Source organism: Staphylococcus devriesei (genome assembly GCF_002902625.1).
Classification (GTDB): Bacteria; Bacillota; Bacilli; order Staphylococcales; family Staphylococcaceae; genus Staphylococcus; species Staphylococcus devriesei.
The window spans coordinates 1-19,038 of sequence record NZ_PPRG01000041.1 but is presented as its reverse complement, the minus strand read 5'-3'; the positions used below and the strand labels follow the sequence as shown (position 1 = coordinate 19,038).

17 protein-coding genes and 1 pseudogene are annotated in these 19,038 nt (G+C 34.2%); 17 read left to right on the top strand and 1 reads right to left on the bottom strand.

The genetic code is table 11. The annotated features are described in order from the left end of the window. Nucleotides 1-150: 150 nt before the first annotated feature. The 17 genes and pseudogenes from CD147_RS12365 to rplS all read left to right on the top strand — a co-directional run. Nucleotides 151-576 (top strand): annotated as a pseudogene (locus CD147_RS12365) (thermonuclease family protein); the annotation flags it as partial. Then, nucleotides 556-810 carry an excalibur calcium-binding domain-containing protein gene (locus CD147_RS12450; protein WP_259337950.1) on the top strand — a complete coding sequence of 85 codons (255 nt, stop codon included), beginning with the start codon at nucleotides 556-558 and terminating at the stop codon, nucleotides 808-810. The pseudogene CD147_RS12365 and the gene CD147_RS12450, both read left to right, overlap by 21 nt. Before the next feature lie 225 nt (nucleotides 811-1,035). Continuing rightward, the gene (recG, locus tag CD147_RS07035) at nucleotides 1,036-3,087 is read left to right on the top strand and encodes an ATP-dependent DNA helicase RecG (protein ID WP_103166711.1); all 2,052 of its coding nucleotides are present in this window, start codon (nucleotides 1,036-1,038) and stop codon (nucleotides 3,085-3,087) included. A 143-nt stretch (nucleotides 3,088-3,230) separates the two neighbouring features. Then, on the top strand, nucleotides 3,231-3,800 hold the full coding sequence (fapR, locus tag CD147_RS07030; protein ID WP_103166713.1) for a transcription factor FapR: 570 nt from the start codon (nucleotides 3,231-3,233) through the stop codon (nucleotides 3,798-3,800). Further along, nucleotides 3,793-4,779 carry a phosphate acyltransferase PlsX gene (gene plsX, locus CD147_RS07025; RefSeq protein ID WP_103166710.1) on the top strand — a complete coding sequence of 329 codons (987 nt, stop codon included), beginning with the start codon at nucleotides 3,793-3,795 and terminating at the stop codon, nucleotides 4,777-4,779. The genes fapR and plsX overlap by 8 nt, the downstream gene beginning before the upstream one ends. Further along, complete coding sequence (gene fabD / locus CD147_RS07020; RefSeq protein ID WP_103166709.1) at nucleotides 4,772-5,698, top strand: ACP S-malonyltransferase; 927 nt, start codon at nucleotides 4,772-4,774, stop codon at nucleotides 5,696-5,698. The genes plsX and fabD overlap by 8 nt, the downstream gene beginning before the upstream one ends. Continuing rightward, entirely contained in the window at nucleotides 5,685-6,428 is a 744-nt protein-coding gene (fabG, locus tag CD147_RS07015; protein WP_167409753.1) for a 3-oxoacyl-[acyl-carrier-protein] reductase, read from the top strand. Before fabD ends, fabG begins: the two co-directional genes overlap by 14 nt. 198 nt (nucleotides 6,429-6,626) lie before the next feature. Next, nucleotides 6,627-6,860 carry an acyl carrier protein gene (locus tag CD147_RS07010; RefSeq protein ID WP_001830184.1) on the top strand — a complete coding sequence of 78 codons (234 nt, stop codon included), beginning with the start codon at nucleotides 6,627-6,629 and terminating at the stop codon, nucleotides 6,858-6,860. Nucleotides 6,861-6,944: 84 nt separating this feature from the next. Beyond that, nucleotides 6,945-7,685, top strand: coding sequence for a ribonuclease III (gene rnc / locus CD147_RS07005; RefSeq protein WP_103166707.1), 741 nt, complete (start codon nucleotides 6,945-6,947; stop codon nucleotides 7,683-7,685). A gap of 193 nt (nucleotides 7,686-7,878) precedes the next feature. After that, nucleotides 7,879-11,448 carry a chromosome segregation protein SMC gene (smc, locus tag CD147_RS07000; RefSeq protein ID WP_103166706.1) on the top strand — a complete coding sequence of 1,190 codons (3,570 nt, stop codon included), beginning with the start codon at nucleotides 7,879-7,881 and terminating at the stop codon, nucleotides 11,446-11,448. Further along, the gene (ftsY, locus tag CD147_RS06995; protein ID WP_103166705.1) at nucleotides 11,445-12,665 is read left to right on the top strand and encodes a signal recognition particle-docking protein FtsY; all 1,221 of its coding nucleotides are present in this window, start codon (nucleotides 11,445-11,447) and stop codon (nucleotides 12,663-12,665) included. The genes smc and ftsY overlap by 4 nt, the downstream gene beginning before the upstream one ends. Then, entirely contained in the window at nucleotides 12,652-12,984 is a 333-nt protein-coding gene (locus CD147_RS06990) for a putative DNA-binding protein (RefSeq protein ID WP_103166704.1), read from the top strand. Before ftsY ends, CD147_RS06990 begins: the two co-directional genes overlap by 14 nt. Before the next feature lie 43 nt (nucleotides 12,985-13,027). Then, nucleotides 13,028-14,398 carry a signal recognition particle protein gene (gene ffh, locus CD147_RS06985; protein WP_103166703.1) on the top strand — a complete coding sequence of 457 codons (1,371 nt, stop codon included), beginning with the start codon at nucleotides 13,028-13,030 and terminating at the stop codon, nucleotides 14,396-14,398. Nucleotides 14,399-14,629: 231 nt separating this feature from the next. Further along, nucleotides 14,630-14,905 (top strand): 30S ribosomal protein S16, encoded by a 276-nt coding sequence (gene rpsP, locus CD147_RS06980; protein WP_103166702.1) that lies wholly within the window; start codon nucleotides 14,630-14,632, stop codon nucleotides 14,903-14,905. Nucleotides 14,906-15,164: 259 nt separating this feature from the next. Further along, nucleotides 15,165-15,668 (top strand): ribosome maturation factor RimM, encoded by a 504-nt coding sequence (gene rimM / locus CD147_RS06975; protein WP_103166701.1) that lies wholly within the window; start codon nucleotides 15,165-15,167, stop codon nucleotides 15,666-15,668. After that, nucleotides 15,668-16,408: a tRNA (guanosine(37)-N1)-methyltransferase TrmD gene (trmD, locus tag CD147_RS06970; protein WP_103166700.1), complete on the top strand. Its 741-nt coding sequence runs from the start codon at nucleotides 15,668-15,670 to the stop codon at nucleotides 16,406-16,408. The genes rimM and trmD overlap by 1 nt, the downstream gene beginning before the upstream one ends. A gap of 101 nt (nucleotides 16,409-16,509) precedes the next feature. Continuing rightward, nucleotides 16,510-16,860, top strand: a complete 351-nt coding sequence (rplS, locus tag CD147_RS06965; protein WP_103166699.1) for a 50S ribosomal protein L19 — start codon at nucleotides 16,510-16,512, stop codon at nucleotides 16,858-16,860. Between the two features lie 427 nt (nucleotides 16,861-17,287). Here rplS and CD147_RS06960 read toward each other — a convergent pair. After that, the coding region (locus CD147_RS06960) for a YfhO family protein (protein WP_103166698.1) at nucleotides 17,288-19,038 on the bottom strand (1,751 nt) is incomplete at its 5' end.

Genomic DNA, 19,038 nt, shown 5'->3' with positions numbered 1-19,038 from the left:
AGATGTGTATAAGAGACAGGTATTATAGCGTTAATTAGTTTTTTATTAGTTACACTAAAAAGCAAAAAGCTTATGATTGTATTAAGTAGCGTAATATTACTTGGGCTTGGCGTTAATTTGATTTACGGTAACAATGTAGTGGAAGCTAAAACAAGTACTTTGAAAAAAGAGCCAGCAAAATTTATTAGGGGCGTGGATGGAGACACTGTTCAGTTATTATATAAAGGTAAGAAATCAACTTTTAGATTATTACTTATTGATACACCTGAAACTAAAGATCCACGTAAACCAGTTCAAAAATACGGTCCTGAAGCAAGCCGATTTACAACATCTATGTTGGCAAATGCACGTACAGTACAAGTTCAATTCGATCGAGGGCAAAGAACAGATAAATATGGTCGTTATTTAGCATATGTTTATGCTAATGGAAGAATGGTCAATGAAGCAGTTGTAAGACAAGGATTAGCTAGAGTAGCGTATGTTTACCCGCCTAATAATACATATCAACAAATGTTATTAACTAGCCAATCTAAAGCACAAGCACAAAAATTAAATATTTGGAGTGGTCAAAAAGCTACCAAAGCTAAAACTAGCGCAAAAGCTTCATCAACTAAAGTTTCTAAACCAAAACCAAAATCAAAAGCAACGAAGCCTAAAACAAGTACTACTAAACCTGCCAAAAAAGAATACTTTAGAAATTGTGACTTAATGAGAAAGAAATATCCTAATGGTGTATCGAAAAACCATCCTGCATACCGCGCCACTCAAGATCGTGATAAAGATGGATGGGCATGTGAATTGAGCAGATAAAATTAAATATTGTGCTTTATGATAAACAAATCTGACTTTATTAAGTTCGGGTTTGTTTTTTATGTGTAATGTACTATTTAAGGGTTTCAAATTAGAAAAAAATATAAATAACGAATTAAACGTAATTATTCTAATCAATTTTTATTGAAAAGCTTTACTAATCAATTAATTGAGCTATCCATGATAAAATAGGTACTAAGATTATAAATATTAGGTGAGGAAACAATGTCTAAGGTCAATTTAGTTGAAAGTCCCTATCCGCTTCAAAATATTAAAGGACTAGGCCCAAAAAGAATTTCATTATTACAAGAATTGAATATATTCACTGTTGAAGATTTAGTATTATACTTACCAACACGGTATGAGGATAATACAGTTGTTGATTTAAATACTGCTGAAGATCAATCTGTGGTCACAGTAAGAGGTCAAGTATATGCAGTGCCTACCGTTGCTTTTTTTGGGAGAAATAAATCTAAATTAACAGTGCATCTTATGGTAGATAATATCGCAGTAAAATGTACATTCTTTAACCAACCATACTTGAAAAAGAAAATAGAACTTCACGAAATGGTAACGGTAAAAGGCAAATGGAATCGTGCTAAACAGGAAATTAATGGGAATCGTATGTTTTTTAATGATCAAACTCAAGACACTAATGAAGTTAAGTTAGAACCTGTTTATCGTATTAAAGAAGGTATTAAACAAAAGCAAATGCGAGATATGATTCATCAAACACTTAATGATGTAACTATTCACGAATGGTTGACTGATGATTTAAGAGAAAAATATAAAATTGAAGCGTTAGATACGACAATTAAAACGCTACATCAACCAAAGGATAGACAAGACTTAATGCGTGCACGTCGTACGTATGCATTCACAGAATTATTTATGTTTGAACTACGCATGCAGTGGCTTAATCGATTGGAGAAAACTTCCGACGAAGCTATCGAGATTAATTATGATATTCAAAAAGTAAAAGCTTTTATTGATACATTGCCTTTTGAATTAACTGATGCCCAAAAGACAAGTGTTAATGAAATTTTTAGAGATTTGAAAGCCCCAGTTAGAATGCATCGTTTATTACAAGGAGATGTAGGCTCTGGTAAAACAGTTGTCGCAGCAATTTGTATGTACGCACTGAAGACAGCGGGATATCAATCGGCCTTAATGGTGCCAACTGAAATTTTAGCTGAACAACATGCCAATAGTTTGACTGATTTGTTTGGAGATTATATGAATGTTGCCTTGCTAACTGGTTCGGTAAAAGGTAAAAAACGACGCGTCTTACTCGAACAATTAGAAAATGGCACTATTGATTGTTTAATCGGCACCCATGCTTTAATACAAGATGATGTTACTTTTCAAAATGTAGGATTAGTGATTACCGATGAACAACACCGTTTTGGAGTAAATCAACGTCAATTACTTAGAGAAAAAGGCGCAATGACCAACGTTTTATTTATGACGGCGACACCTATTCCTAGAACGTTAGCAATTTCAGTATTTGGAGAAATGGATGTTTCTTCGATTAAACAATTACCTAAGGGGAGAAAACCTATTATTACGAACTGGGCTAAACATGAGCAATATGAACAGGTACTAACCCAAATGACTTCTGAGTTAAAAAAAGGTAGACAAGCTTATGTGATTTGTCCGCTAATTGAAAGTTCGGAACATTTAGAAGATGTTCAGAATGTTGTAGCATTATATGAATCGTTACAACAGTATTATGGCAACGAACGAGTGGGACTATTACATGGTAAAATGCAAGCTAGTGATAAAGATGATGTTATGAACCGATTTAGTCGACATGAGATAGATATCTTAGTATCTACTACTGTAGTAGAGGTTGGTGTTAATGTACCTAACGCAACATTTATGATGATTTATGATGCTGATCGTTTTGGTTTATCTACGTTACATCAATTAAGAGGACGTGTTGGTCGAAGTGAACATCAAAGTTACTGTGTGTTAATTGCTTCTCCTAAAACGGAAACTGGAATTGAACGTATGACAATTATGACTCAAACAACAGATGGTTTCGAACTTAGTGAACGTGACTTAGAAATGCGTGGTCCTGGTGATTTCTTTGGTGTAAAACAAAGCGGGCTTCCTGATTTTATGGTGGCAAATATAGTTGAAGATTATAGAATGTTAGAAGTTGCACGTGATGAAGCAGCGGAATTAATACAATCAGGTATTTTCTTTACAGATGGTTATGCGCACTTGCGTACTTTTATAGAAGAGAACTTATTACATGTAAGCTTTGATTAAGTCGCATATATCTTTTTTGAAAAATTAAACTTTCTTATAGCGCATATATAATATTTGTTGAGCTTTATAAATAGAAAGTGTTATGATATGTGAGGAATGATTAAGACTTGGTACTAAATTCACTAGTAAAGGGGGAGTTAAACATTAAATTAAAGAAGACTGAACGTCGTCAAGCTATTCAAAAAGCAATCGACTCAAACCCCTTTATTACAGATAGTGAATTATGCGAAAAATTCGAAGTTAGTATTCAAACGATTAGATTAGATCGTACAAATCTTAATATCCCAGAATTGCGAAAGCGTATTAAATTAGTAGCTGAACAAAATTATGAGCAGATACGTGCATTAGAAGCTAGTGAAGTGATTGGAGATTTGATTCAAGTCGAACCTAATAAATCGGCTCAATCAATCATTGATATCACTGAAGATTCAGTTTTTATGAAAACACAAATTGTGCGCGGTCATGTGTTATTTGCTCAAGCGAATTCATTATGCGTAGCGCTAATACATAATTCGACTGTGTTAACTCAAGAAAGTAATATTGAATTTATTGAAAAAGTGAAGTTACATGATACTGTAAGAGCAGAAGCAATTGTCTTGAATAAGACCATGCAACATTATGTTATTGAAGTAAATTCATTTGTAAAAGATACATTAGTTTTTAAAGGAACGTTTAAAATGTTTTATATAAGTGAGGAACGAATAAATGGTTAAAATTGCTGTAGATATGATGGGTGGCGATGATGCCCCAGGTATTGTTTTAGATGCTGTCGAGAAAGCTATTAATGACTTTAAAGATTTAGAAATTATTCTTTTCGGAGATGAAAAGCAATACACTTTAAATCATGAACGTATTACATTTAGACACTGTTCTGAAAAAATCGAAATGGAAGATGAACCAGTTAGAGCAATTAAGCGTAAGAAAGATAGTTCAATGGTGCGTATGGCTGAAGCGGTTAAGAATGGTGAAGCAGATGGTTGTGTTTCAGCAGGTAATACAGGGGCCTTAATGTCAGCAGGCTTATTTATTGTAGGCCGTATTAAAGGCGTGGCTCGTCCGGCGCTCGTGGTAACACTTCCTACTATTAATGGTAAAGGTTTTGTCTTTTTAGATGTAGGAGCTAATGCTGACGCAAAGCCAGAACACTTGTTGCAATATGCGCAACTGGGTAATATTTATGCGCAAAAAATTCGTGGTATTGCACAACCTAAAGTGTCATTACTCAATATTGGTACAGAAGCTGCAAAAGGTAATACATTGACTAAAAAGGCCTATACACTATTAAGTGAAGATAGTAGTTTTAATTTCGAAGGTAATATAGAAGCTAAAACGTTGATGGAAGGGCAAACCGATGTAGTCGTAACAGACGGTTACACTGGTAACATGATATTGAAAAATATTGAAGGTACGGCAAAATCAATTGGTAAAATGCTAAAAGAAACGTTACTAAGTAGCTTTAAAAATAAATTAGCTGCCTTAGTGTTAAAGAAAGATTTAGATACATTTTCTAAAAAAATGGACTATGCCGAATATGGTGGCTCAGTATTATTAGGGTTAAATGGTACTGTTGTTAAAGCTCATGGTAGTTCAAACGCTCGTGCATTTTATTCAGCGATACGACAAGCTAAGGTTGCAGGAGAAGAAAAAATAGTCGACATTATGAAAGAAACGGTTGGTGATGAAAATGAGTAAAACTGCAATTGTTTTTCCAGGACAAGGTGCTCAAAAAGTAGGCATGGCGAGTGACTTATATAATGAAGAAACAACAGCCACTGCAATACTAAATACTGCACAAAAAGCTGTCGATTTTGATTTATTAGAAACAATGTTTACTGATAGTGAAGGTAAATTAGGAGAAACAGAGAACACACAACCTTCATTACTTACGCACAGTGTGGCGTTGTTAAAAGCCCTTAAAGGTATAGACGCCGATTACACTATGGGACATAGTCTAGGTGAATATTCTAGTTTAGTAGCTGCAGGCGTGCTTAAGTTTGAAGATGCAGTGAAAATTGTTAGAAAACGTGGACAACTGATGGCTCAAGCTTTTCCAAATGGTGTAGGAAGTATGGCAGCGGTTTTAGGTTTAAGTTATGAAGAAGTAGATAAGATTTGTAAAGATTTATCTACTGAAGACGAATTAATTGAACCTGCAAATATTAACTGTCCAGGACAAATTGTAGTTTCTGGCCACAAATCGTTAATTGATAAGTTAGCTGAAGAAGGTAAAGCGTTAGGCGCTAAACGTGTTTTACCATTGGCTGTGTCTGGACCTTTCCACTCATCTATGATGCAAGTGATTGAAAAAGACTTTGAAGCGTATATTAATCAATTTGAATGGCATGACGCACAATTTCCAATTATCCAAAATGTGAATGCTCAAGGAGAAACGGATGCTACAACGATTAAACAAAATATGGTAAAGCAACTTTATTCACCAGTACAATTTATTAAATCTACAGAATGGTTAATCGATCAAGGCGTAGATCACTTTATAGAAATTGGTCCTGGCAAAGTGTTATCAGGTTTAATCAAAAAAATTAACCGTGATGTAAAATTAACATCAATTCAAACTCTAGACGACGTGAAAGGATGGAATGAGAATGACTAATAAAAATGCTTTAGTAACGGGTGCTTCACGAGGAATCGGTCGTAGTATCGCTTTACAATTAGCAGAAGATGGTTTTAATGTAGCAGTAAATTTTGCAGGAAATAAAGAAAAAGCCGAAGCGGTAGTTGCAGAAATTAAAGATAAAGGTGTAGAAAGTTTCGCAATTCAAGCTAACGTGGCCAATGGTGATGAAGTTAAAGCCATGATTAAAGAGGTAGTTAATCAATTTGGCTCTTTAGACGTATTAGTTAATAACGCAGGAATTACACGCGATAATTTATTAATGCGTATGAAAGAGCAAGAATGGGATGACGTTATCAACACTAACTTAAAAGGTACATTCAATTGTATTCAAAAAGCGACACCGCAAATGTTACGTCAACGTGGAGGCTCCATCATTAACTTATCAAGTATTGTAGGTGCAATGGGCAATCCTGGTCAAGCCAACTATGTCGCTACTAAAGCGGGTATTGAAGGATTAACAAAATCTAGTGCGCGTGAATTAGCTTCTCGTGGTATTACTGTTAACGCAGTGGCACCTGGATTTATCGTTTCTGACATGACTGATGCATTAAATGATGATTTAAAATCACAAATGCTAGAACAAATTCCTTTATCACGCTTCGGTGAAGATAAAGATATTGCTAACACTGTAGCCTTTTTAGCGTCAGAACGTGCTAAATATATTACTGGCCAAACAATTCACGTTAATGGTGGCATGTACATGTAAGTAGATGAATAATCAATGCTTAGAAAGGTAAATTGGTTTTAATTCTTCATTGTTTCAATTTGCTATGTACGTTAAATTATTCAAAACAGATAAACATGTTTATCTATAAGACTATTTAATAAACACTTGTGTTTTACCCATTAAAATGGGAAAATATAATAGTCTATGGATAGACACTTTTAAAGGAGGTGAATCGACGTGGAAAACTTCGATAAAGTAAAAGATATCATCGTTGATCGTTTAGGTGTAGACGCTGATAAAGTAACAGAAGACGCATCATTCAAAGATGATTTAGGCGCTGACTCACTTGATATCGCTGAATTAGTAATGGAATTAGAAGATGAATTTGGTACTGAAATTCCTGATGAAGAAGCTGAAAAAATCAACACTGTTGGTGATGCTGTTAAGTATATCAATAGTCTTGAAAAATAAAAAACTTACATCTGAGTCGTCTACAAGATGGCTCAGATTTTTTCATAGGGATTTAATATAGAATAAGTTATTGGAGGTTGTAGCATGACAAATCACAAGAAAACAGAAATGGTAAATGACTTTCAACAGCAGTTTTCAAAGAAAATGACAGAACTTGGCTTTAAATATTCCAATATTGATTTATATCAACAAGCTTTTTCACATTCTAGTTTTATCAATGACTTCAACATGGATCGCTTAGCTCATAATGAACGTCTTGAATTTTTAGGAGATGCGGTATTAGAATTGACGGTTTCACGCTACCTTTTTGATAAACATCCTAATTTACCTGAAGGTCATTTAACTAAAATGCGAGCAACAATCGTATGTGAGCCCTCACTTGTAATATTTGCGAATAAAATTAACCTAAACCGTTTAATCTTATTAGGGAAGGGTGAAGAGAAGACAGGCGGTAGAACACGTCCATCACTCGTTTCTGACGCGTTCGAAGCATTTGTTGGTGCATTGTATCTTGACCAAGGCTTAGATACAGTTTGGAAATTTGCCGAGAAAGTTATCTTTCCATATGTGGAAGATAATGAATTAGTTGGTGTCGTGGATTATAAAACACAATTTCAAGAGTATGTACATAGTCAGAATAAAGGTGATGTGAAATATCGTCTAATTAAAGAAGAAGGTCCAGCACATCATCGTTTATTTACATCTGAAGTTATTTTGGAAGAGAAAGCTGTTGCAGAGGGCCAAGGAAAAACTAAAAAAGAATCTGAACAAAAAGCGGCCGAAAGTGCATATAATAAATTGAAAAAGTCAACTTCCAAAAAGTAAAGTATATAGTGAGTGGGAGAGAAATCTAAGCTACGAATTTGGTATTCTTTCCGTGGTATGGTGAATGAGGTTGGGGCGTTGTTTATCGGTTTTCCAGAGCATAAGTTACTAATGTCTCAGTCTCTTCCAACCCCATTGAATATTGTCCTCTTCTCAACAAGAATGAGTATGAACGATTAACAAGGAGAATAGTATGGTGTATTTAAAATCAATAGATGCCATAGGGTTTAAATCATTTGCAGATCGCACTGATGTTCAATTTGATAAAGGCGTAACTGCAATTGTCGGCCCTAATGGCAGTGGGAAAAGTAATATTACAGATGCCATTAAATGGGTGCTAGGCGAGCAATCAGCTAAATCTCTACGTGGCTCTAAAATGGAAGATATTATTTTCTCAGGTGCAGAGCATCGTAGTGCACAAAATTATGCAGAAGTTCAATTAAAATTAGATAATAAAGCAAGACAATTGCAAATTGATGCTGATGATATCGTTGTTACACGTCGTCTATACCGAAGCGGTGAAAGCGAATATTATTTAAATAATGATAAAGCAAGATTACGTGATATTACTGAGTTGTTCTTAGATTCTGGGTTAGGGAAAGAAGCGTTTAGCATTATTTCTCAAGGTAGAGTAGATGAAATACTTAATGCGAAACCCATTGATAGACGTCAAATACTCGAAGAATCTGCAGGCGTCTTAAAATACAAAAAACGAAAAGCTGAATCACTTCAAAAATTGGATAGTACGGAGGATAATTTATCTCGCGTAGAAGATATCTTGTATGACTTGGAAGGTCGAGTTGAGCCCTTGAAAGCTGAAGCTTCGATTGCTAAAGAATATATACAACTATCAAAAGAAATGAAACAAAGCGATGTTATTGTCACTGTACATGATATTGACCAATATTCAGAAGATAATCGTGAATTAGACCATCGTCTAAATGATTTAAAGAGTCAACAAGCAAATAAAGAAGCGAAACAAGCTCAAATCAACCAATATTTGCAAAAGCAAAAAACAAAGCGTCAACATATTGATAATGAAGTTGAACAATTGAATTATGATTTAATTAGAGCAACTGAAGAATATGAAAAGTATACAGGACAGTTAAATGTCTTAGAAGAAAGAAAACGTAATCAATCTGAAACAAACGCCCGTTTTGAAGAAGAGCTAGAGAATCTTAATCACGAATTAGAGACTGTACAACGGGAGAAGAAAAGCGTTGAACAACAACGTGCTTCTTTAAAAGATAAACAAAAACAACTGAACAACGAAATTCATCAATTAGAATCTCAATTATATGTGTCGGATGAACAACATGAAGAAAAGTTAGAAACGATAAAAAATAATTACTATGAATTGATGTCCGAACAGTCTGATGTAAATAATGATATACGTTTTCTTGAACATACTATTAAGGAGAATGAAGCTAAAAAATCTCGTCTTGATTCACGGTTAGTCGAAGCATTTAATCAACTTAAAGAAATTCAAACAGAAATTACAACAGTGAATAATCAACATCAAAATACTTTAAAACAGCTCAAAGATATTGAAAAAAATACACAACAACTTGAGAAAGATTTATCCGAAGCTAAACGTCTGCAAACAGAGTATGAAGATAAATTATATCAAGCATATCGTTATACAGATAAAATGAAAGCAAGAGTTGAAAGTTTAGAAACTCAAGAAGAAGATTATACCTACTTCTTTAATGGTGTTAAACATGTGTTAAAAGCAAAACATAATACGCTACAAGGCATTCGAGGCGCTGTAGCTGAAGTTATTGATGTACCGTCTGAACTAACACAAGCGATAGAAACTGCATTAGGTGCTTCCTTACAACATATTATAGTTGATACAGAAAAAGATGGACGTCAAGCTATTCAATTTTTAAAACAAAAAGGTCTAGGCAGAGCCACATTTTTACCTTTAAATGTAATTAAACCACGAAGATTAACTGTGGATATCAGACAAATAGCGCAAAATACAACTGGTTTTATTAATTTAGCTTCGGAGGCTGTGCGTGTAAATTCTGAATATCAAGATGTAGTCGGAAATCTTTTAGGTACCACTATCATTGTCGATAACCTTAAAAATGCTAATGAACTTGCGAGAGCTATTCAATATAAAACTAGAATAGTTACGCTTGAAGGGGATATAGTAAATCCAGGTGGTTCGATGACTGGTGGTGGCGCGCGTAAAACTAAAAGTATCTTGTCACAAAAAGATGAGTTGACTACAATGCGTACGCAATTACAACAATATGAAACGCAAACACAGGAATTTGAAAAGCAATTACAACAACAAAAAGATAAAGTTGAACAAATGAGTGAAGAGTATTTCACTTTAAGTCAACAATATAATGAAGTTAAAGAAACATCTCATAATGAAGCACTTCAGCTAGATCGTTTAAAAACACAAGAAACACATATTAAAGACGAACATGAAGAATTTGAATTTGAGAAAAATGACGGATATCAAAGTGACCATAGTCGTACCACTTTAACTGAAAAGCAAGAACGTTTATCTTCAATTAAGGAACAACTTAAACAACTTGAAGATGATATTGAACGTTATACTCAGCTTTCTAAAGAAGGTAAAGAAAATACTTCACAAATTCAACAACAATTAAACCAAAAACGCTCTGATCTCGCTGTTGTTAAAGAACGAATGAATGCCCATAAATCATCATTAGAGCGAATTGATAAACAAATTACTAACATAAAACAACAATTGCATGATGTCCAAGAAAAAATTGAATTGTTCAATTCAGACGACATGATGGGTAAGCAAGCCTTTGATAAACTTCAAGCTAATATTGAAGAAAAAGAAACATTACGTGAAACAATAACGAATAAACTGAAAGATTTGAAACAACAGCGAATGGATATTAATGAAGATATAGAAATTCATGAAGCAAAACTTCAAGAATGTCATCAAGATTTACTTTCGATTGAGAGCTTTTACCAAGATATAAAAGCGCAACAATCTAAATTAGATGTCCTTATTAATCATGCCATTGATCATTTAAATGAAACGTACCAATTAACTGTAGAACGTGCACGAGAAGAGTATCATTCAGAAGACACTATCGAAAATCTTAGAAAAAAAGTAAAACTTACTAAGATGTCGATTGAAGAATTAGGACCAGTGAATATCAATGCCATCGAACAATTTGAAGAATTAAATGAACGATATACCTTCCTTAACGATCAACGTAATGATTTACGTGAAGCAAAACATACACTTGAACAAGTTATAAGTGAAATGGATCAAGAAGTGAAGGGTCGTTTTAAAGATACATTCTTACAAGTGCAAGAACATTTTTCTACAGTATTTCAGTCGTTATTTGGTGGTGGACATGCTAAATTAGAGTTAACTGATGATGACTATCTATCAGCAGGGGTAGATATTATAGTACAACCTCCTGGTAAGAAGTTACAACACTTATCATTATTAAGTGGCGGTGAACGTGCTTTAAGTGCCATTGCGTTACTTTTCGCCATATTGAAGGTACGTTCTGCACCATTTGTTATACTAGATGAAGTGGAAGCGGCGCTTGATGAAGCTAACGTGATACGTTATGCCCAATTTTTAAAAGAATTATCTATACAAACACAATTTATTGTTATTACACACCGTAAAGGAACAATGGAATATTCCGATCGTTTATACGGAGTGACGATGCAAGAATCAGGTGTCTCTAAATTAGTAAGTGTAAATTTAAATACAATAGATGAGGTTATGGAGGAGGAACAAGTATGAGTTTCTTTAAACGATTAAAAGATAAATTTTCAACTAAATCTACAGAAGATATTGAACAAGAGCTAACTGAAGAAGAAACCTCAAGTGATGAAATTTCACATGAAGATAGTGAGCCAGAGCCCACGCCTAGAAAGAAACCACGTAAATTAAGTGAAGCTGACTTTGACGATGACGGTTTAATTTCAATAGAAGACTTTGAAGAAATTGAAGCTCAAAGAATGGGAGCAAAATTTAAAGCTGGTTTAGAAAAATCACGTCAAAACTTCCAAGAGCAATTAAATAATTTAATTGCGCGTTATAGAACTGTAGACGAAGAATTCTTCGAAGCTTTAGAAGAGATGTTGATTACAGCCGATGTAGGTTTTAATACCGTGATGCAATTAACTGAAGAATTACGTGTAGAAGCACAACGTCGTAATATTCAAGAAACCGAAGATTTACGTGAAGTTATTGTGGAAAAAATTGTCGAAATTTACCATCAAGAAGATGATCATTCAGAAGCAATGAATCTTGAAGATGGACGTTTAAATGTCATCTTAATGGTAGGTGTCAATGGCGTAGGTAAAACCACAACTATCGGTAAGTTAGCACACCGTTATAAAATGGAAGGCAAAAAAGTAATGCTTGCCGCGGGTGACACTTTCAGAGCTGGAGCTATTGACCAATTACAGGTTTGGGGTGACCGTGTTGGTGTAGAAGTGGTTAAACAAAGTGAAGGATCAGATCCAGCAGCTGTAGTTTACGATGCAATTAATGCAGCTAAAAATAAAGGAGTAGACATTTTAATCTGTGATACAGCAGGTCGTTTACAAAATAAAGCTAACTTAATGCAAGAGTTAGATAAAATGAAACGTGTGATTAATCGTGCCGTACCAGATGCACCACACGAAGCATTATTATGTTTAGACGCTACAACAGGACAAAACGCATTGTCTCAAGCACGTTCATTTAAAGAAGTAACAAACGTTTCAGGTATCGTATTAACTAAATTAGATGGTACTGCCAAAGGTGGTATTGTACTTGCGATTAGAAACGAACTCCATATTCCAGTTAAATACGTAGGTCTAGGTGAAAAACTAGACGATTTACAACCATTCAACCCTGAAAGCTATGTTTACGGTTTATTCGCCGATATGATTGAACAAAATGAAGATATCCCTGAAGAAATAGCCAACTCAGAATCTGAGAATGAGGAACACACACATGGGGAAAAATGATTTAGTCAAAACGTTAAGAATGAATTATTTATTTGACTTTTATCAATCATTATTGACTGAAAAACAGCGTAATTATCTTGAATTATTTTACCTAAAAGACTACTCATTAAGTGAGATTGCAGAGACATTTGATGTGAGTAGACAAGCAGTTTATGATAATATAAGGAGAACTGGCGATTTAGTTGAAAATTATGAAACTAAGCTAAATTTATATGAAAAGTTTCAACAACGCCAACATATCTATGAACAGATGAAATTATCACTAAATGATACAAATAAATTACAATATTATATTAATCAATTAGAAGAACTTGAATAACTTGAATAACTTGAATAACTAGAGATAAAGGAGGGCAATTAATATGGCATTTGAAGGATTATCCGATCGTTTGCAGAATACAATGCAAAAAATTCGTGGTAAAGGTAAAGTGACTGAAGCAGACATCAAAACTATGATGCGTGAAGTACGTCTTGCTTTACTTGAAGCCGATGTTAACTTTAAAGTAGTAAAAGATTTCGTAAAAACTGTATCAGATCGCGCCCTAGGATCAGATGTAATGCAATCATTAACACCTGGTCAACAAGTCATAAAAATTGTACAAGATGAACTAACACAATTAATGGGAGGAGAAAACTCTTCGATTACAATGGCAAATAAGCCACCTACAGTTGTAATGATGGTCGGTTTACAAGGTGCCGGTAAAACAACGACTGCTGGTAAATTAGCGTTATTAATGCGCAAAAAATATAATAAAAAACCAATGTTAGTCGCTGCTGATATTTATCGTCCAGCTGCAATTAACCAATTACAAACTGTAGGTAAACAAATTGATATCCCAGTGTATAGCGAAGGGGATCAAGTTAAACCTCAACAAATCGTCGAAAATGCTTTACAACATGCTAAAGAAGAACACTTAGACTTCGTCATTATCGATACTGCGGGACGTTTACACATTGATGAAACATTAATGAATGAACTTCAAGAAGTAAAAGAAATTTCAAAACCAAATGAAATTATGTTAGTTGTAGATGCAATGACCGGTCAAGACGCCGTGAATGTAGCACAATCATTCGATGACCAATTAGACGTTTCTGGTGTAACTCTAACTAAATTAGATGGCGACACACGTGGTGGGGCAGCATTATCTATTCGTGCGGTTACTCAGAAACCTATTAAATTCGTTGGTATGAGTGAAAAACTAGACGGACTAGAATTGTTCCATCCTGAACGTATGGCCTCTCGTATCCTTGGTATGGGCGACGTTTTAAGTCTCATTGAAAAAGCACAACAAGATGTTGACCAAGACAAAGCTAAAGACTTAGAAAAGAAAATGCGTGAATCTTCATTTACATTAGATGATTTCTTAGAACAATTAGATCAAGTAAAAAACTTAGGTCCACTTGATGATATTATGAAAATGATTCCAGGCATGAATAAGATGAAAGGCATGGATAAGTTAAATATGAGCGAGAAGCAAATCGATCATATTAAAGCAATTATTCAGTCCATGACACCGGCAGAAAGAGAAAATCCGGCTGTCTTAAATGTATCGCGAAAAAAACGTATTGCTAAAGGTTCTGGTCGTTCATTACAAGAAGTGAATAGATTAATGAAACAGTTTAATGATATGAAGAAAATGATGAAACAATTTACTGGCGGTAGTCGTAAAGGTAAAAAGGGTAAACGTAGTCAAATGGAAAATATGCTTAAAGGCATGAATTTACCATTTTAATAAAATGATTGAGGAGCGGGATAGAATCTTTGATAGCGTCATTAGATTTTAGTCACCGCTCCTTTAAAATTAAAAGTAAAGTAGTCAATGGCTAAAAATAGACTATAAATAGTACTTAGTGATATAAAATCAATTGGTAAAGAAAAAACTCTTTACAAAGTTTTATGTTCCTGTTATCATTATTTCTTGTAGAAAATAAAAAATGAAAAGATTTAAAGGAGAGTTTTATATATGGCAGTTAAAATTCGTTTAACTCGTTTAGGTTCAAAAAGAAATCCATTCTATCGTATCGTTGTAGCTGATGCTCGTGCACCACGTGACGGTCGTATCATCGAACAAATCGGTACTTACAACCCAGCTAGCGTTAATGCTCCAGAAGTTAAAATTGACGAAGAATTAGCTTTAAAATGGTTAAAAGACGGAGCTAAACCAACTGATACAGTTCATAATATCTTATCTAAACAAGGTATTTTAAAAACTTTTGACGAACAAAAACATACTAAATAATTAGTACAACTTTATTATAATAGAGTTTAACGAGCCTAGGGCATTGATATTGGAATGTTCTAGGCTCGTTAGTTTAGAACAGGTTATCTCACAAGAAACTATGTTCAACCTTAATTCTATTGATGGGGCGGGGTGACGAAATCATTGAGAATCAATTAGATTTCCACCCTGCTTTCTTATGGTTAAAAGTTACTTAAATGCATGGTATGATAAATATAATAATTTAAAATAACTATAAAGTGTTGAGAGAGGTGCGAACATGCAAGTTGAGGTTGGCCAAATTGTAAATACTCATGGTATAAAAGGTGAGGTTAAAGTAAAATCCAATTCTGATTTTACAGAAACCCGTTTTCAACCAGGAGAAACTTTGTTTGTAAAACATAATAATAATGAAATTGAGCTAACAGTCACATCCTATCGTGTGCACAAAGGCTTTCATATGCTTAAATTTAAAGGTATAGATAATATTAATGATGTAGAACATTATAAAGGAGATTATTTATATCAAGAACGTGATCATGAGGATATTGAATTAGACGAAAATGAATTTTATTATTCAGATATCATCGGTTGTACAGTATTTGACGAGGAAAATAATCCTATTGGACGTGTGATTAATATTTTTGAAACCGGCGCAAATGATGTGTGGGTAGTAAAAGGGGATAAAGAATATCTTATTCCTTATATTGCAGATGTAGTAAAAGACGTTGATATTGATAATAAGACGATTCGGATTACGCCTATGGAAGGATTGTTAGATTAATGAAAATTGATTATTTAACGTTATTTCCTGAAATGTTTGAAGGTGTACTTCAACATTCAATTTTAAAACGTGCTCAAGATAAAGAAATTATCACAGTTAATACTGTTAATTTCAGAGATTATGCGATTAATAAGCATAATCAAGTTGATGATTATCCGTTTGGCGGAGGCCAAGGAATGGTATTAAAGCCAGAACCTGTGTTTAATGCGATGAAAGATTTACAACGTAGTGAAAAAACACGAGTGATTTTAATGTGTCCTCAAGGGCGTCCATTTTCTCAAAAAATTGCACAAGAATTGAGTGAAGAAGAACATCTTGTGTTTATTTGTGGCCACTATGAAGGATATGATGAACGTATTAGAGAGCATTTAGTGACGGATGAAATTTCAATGGGGGATTACGTACTAACAGGCGGTGAGTTGCCGGCGATGACAATGACAGATGCAATTGTACGTTTAATACCAGGAGTTCTAGGTAACCAACAATCTCATCAAGATGATTCTTTTTCAGATGGGTTACTAGAGTTTCCTCAATATACTCGGCCTAGAGAATTTGAAGAAATGACTGTGCCAGATGTCTTATTATCTGGCAATCATGCAAATATTGAACAATGGCGTCATGAACAAAAATTAATTCGAACATATTCTAAACGCCCTGACCTGTTAGAAGATTATCCTTTAACTGAAAAAGATAAAGAAATTATAGAAAGCTATAAAAAGCGATTGAAAAACGAGAAGTAGTATGCTAATATATATCAAGTGTGAAAAGACACTAAATATCACTATGATCCGCTGCTATATGTATGTCGAGGCAAGAACATAGGTTGAAGGAGAGTATAAAAATGAGTAATCATAAGTTAATCGAAGCAGTAACTAAATCACAATTACGCACTGACTTACCAGCTTTCCGTACAGGTGACACTTTACGTGTACACGTACGTATCGTTGAGGGTTCACGTGAGCGTGTCCAAGTATTCGAAGGTGTTGTAATTAAACGTCGCGGTGGAGGAATTTCTGAAACTTTCACAGTTCGTAAAATTTCTTCAGGTGTAGGTGTGGAACGTACATTCCCATTACACACTCCAAAAATCGAGAAAATCGAACTTAAACGTCGTGGTAAAGTACGTCGTGCTAAATTATACTACTTACGTAGTTTACGTGGTAAAGCTGCTAGAATCCAAGAAATTCGTTAATCAGCATTATAAACATAAGCATGAGATAAAGGTTAGCAACAACAGTTATCTTATAAATAAGCTTCTAGTGTCTTCTTGTAGAGGAGATATTAGAAGCTTTTTATTTTAGTACTAATTTGTGAGTGAATCGCAGTTTAGCGCATGTTTATTCCTATTCAACTTTGTCGGGGGTGGAATGATGAAATCTTGGAAATTTGGCAGTAGTTGTCTGAAATGAAGATGCGTTCGAATCTCACTTTCTTCATTTCTAGTCAACCTTGCCGGGGCGGGACGACGAAATCTTGGAAATTACATTAGATTTCTGTCCCACTCCCAAACAATACGAAGTATTAATAAAAGAGAAGCGTAGAGAAGATTCATGGTTGAATCATCTCTACGCTATTAATTTGGGATTTATATCTCAAGCTAATCTTATATATAACTAATTCTAGTGTTTTCTTTTTAACCATTTACTAAATGCAATACTAAGTACAATACCTATAACACTTACAATGATTAAAGGATAAAAATAGGGTGGAGTGTAAGTTACTCGGATATGCGTATCTCCCTTATTGACAGGAATCGCAGTCATAATGCCATTAGCTTCTTTTACTTCAACTTCTCTGCCATTAACCGTAGCATGCATACCTTTAGCATAAACGGTAGGAAGAACAACGTAACCAGAGCTTTGCTTAGGTTTTGTCACTGAGTAACCATTTCGTTCTTCTTGTACTTTAACAGGTGTTAAGTCCTCTGTCGCTTTATGCAGAGTATGATAGTCTTCTCCATAAATTCCTTTAATAGATAGACGATAGTTACCTGTCGATAATCGTACTTTTAATTCATCCGATGATTTCACTTTCATTGTGACAGGTGTCACAAACCGTCGATATTTATAGCTCAATTCATTTCGATTTTGTGAGTATTCATTGACACCCACTACATGTGCTTTGTCAGGTGAGAGTAACTCGACGTCCATTTCTATATACAAATCTTTATATTTATTAGCAATAGAACTAGGTAAATTTAATGTCACGCCACCATCATCTTTATTTACCTTTAAATGATCCTTATTTTTCCAAGTTGCATCTCTAGTTGAAATCTCCGCTTCCTCTAATAAATTTTTGTTTTTAGGAAGTGAAGTAGTTGAGTTATCAGAATGTTGGCTAAAGACAACGCCCTGTAACATAGCTTGTTCACGATCTAAAGGAGACTTAAGTTCATTAGCCGCATAAATCTTATTAGTAACATGTGCTGCTGGATAATCTATTATATTTTTACTATGAATTAATTTATCTTTACCATTTACGAAAGTGTCTATCTTTTTAAAGCCATAAGGCATGTTTAAGTCGTCGGGATGACGGAAACGATCTCGTACATTCCATAAAGCCTCGAGATTAGCACGGTTACCTAAATAACGATACGTGCTATTTTTATCTACTGGCATATTAATTTGCATTAATTTATCATAATATTTCAATATATCTCCATCGAAAATACTGGAATATAATGAGATGCCATTATAGTCATAAATAAAAGGAGAATTAAGTGCATAACCTGACATATAATCGATGCGATGGAATGGATTTTGATTCTTATGATTTAACTTATCGATAGTTTTTGCGAGTACAGTATTATGATAGCTTGGGTCTTTAATTGTATCCATAGTTGTCGCGTATGGATCAATCGTGCGTTGTCTAGAATCGTGCGTCATAACGACCTGTTGAACGATAAATAGGACGACGATAACTAATAATACAACAGGGTTATTAAGCCACTTTTTCTGCCATACAAACAGTGCCAAGACTATAATGATAAGAAATGCTACAATCATCCAGCTTACAAAATTATCGGCTATTATAAAACGCACAATTCCTACTATTAAGACAGGTAGAGCTGAAAATGAAAATTGCTTTATTGATAATTCGGACAAATGTTGAATGTATAATGCACATAGCGCACTAGTAGATAGAACTAAAAAGTATACCCAACGACGCTGTGGTAGTGAGAAACCGTTAAATGCACTATCAAAATATTGGGACAGTGAGCCGATAAGTAAGAACCAAGTAATTATGGCAAACAAGCGATAATAATAGTATTTATATAATTTGAAAGTTAATAACGCAACAAGCGCAACAAGTGTAATTGTAATATAAAAACCATTTGAGAATATATAATAGCTGTCTCTTATACACATCT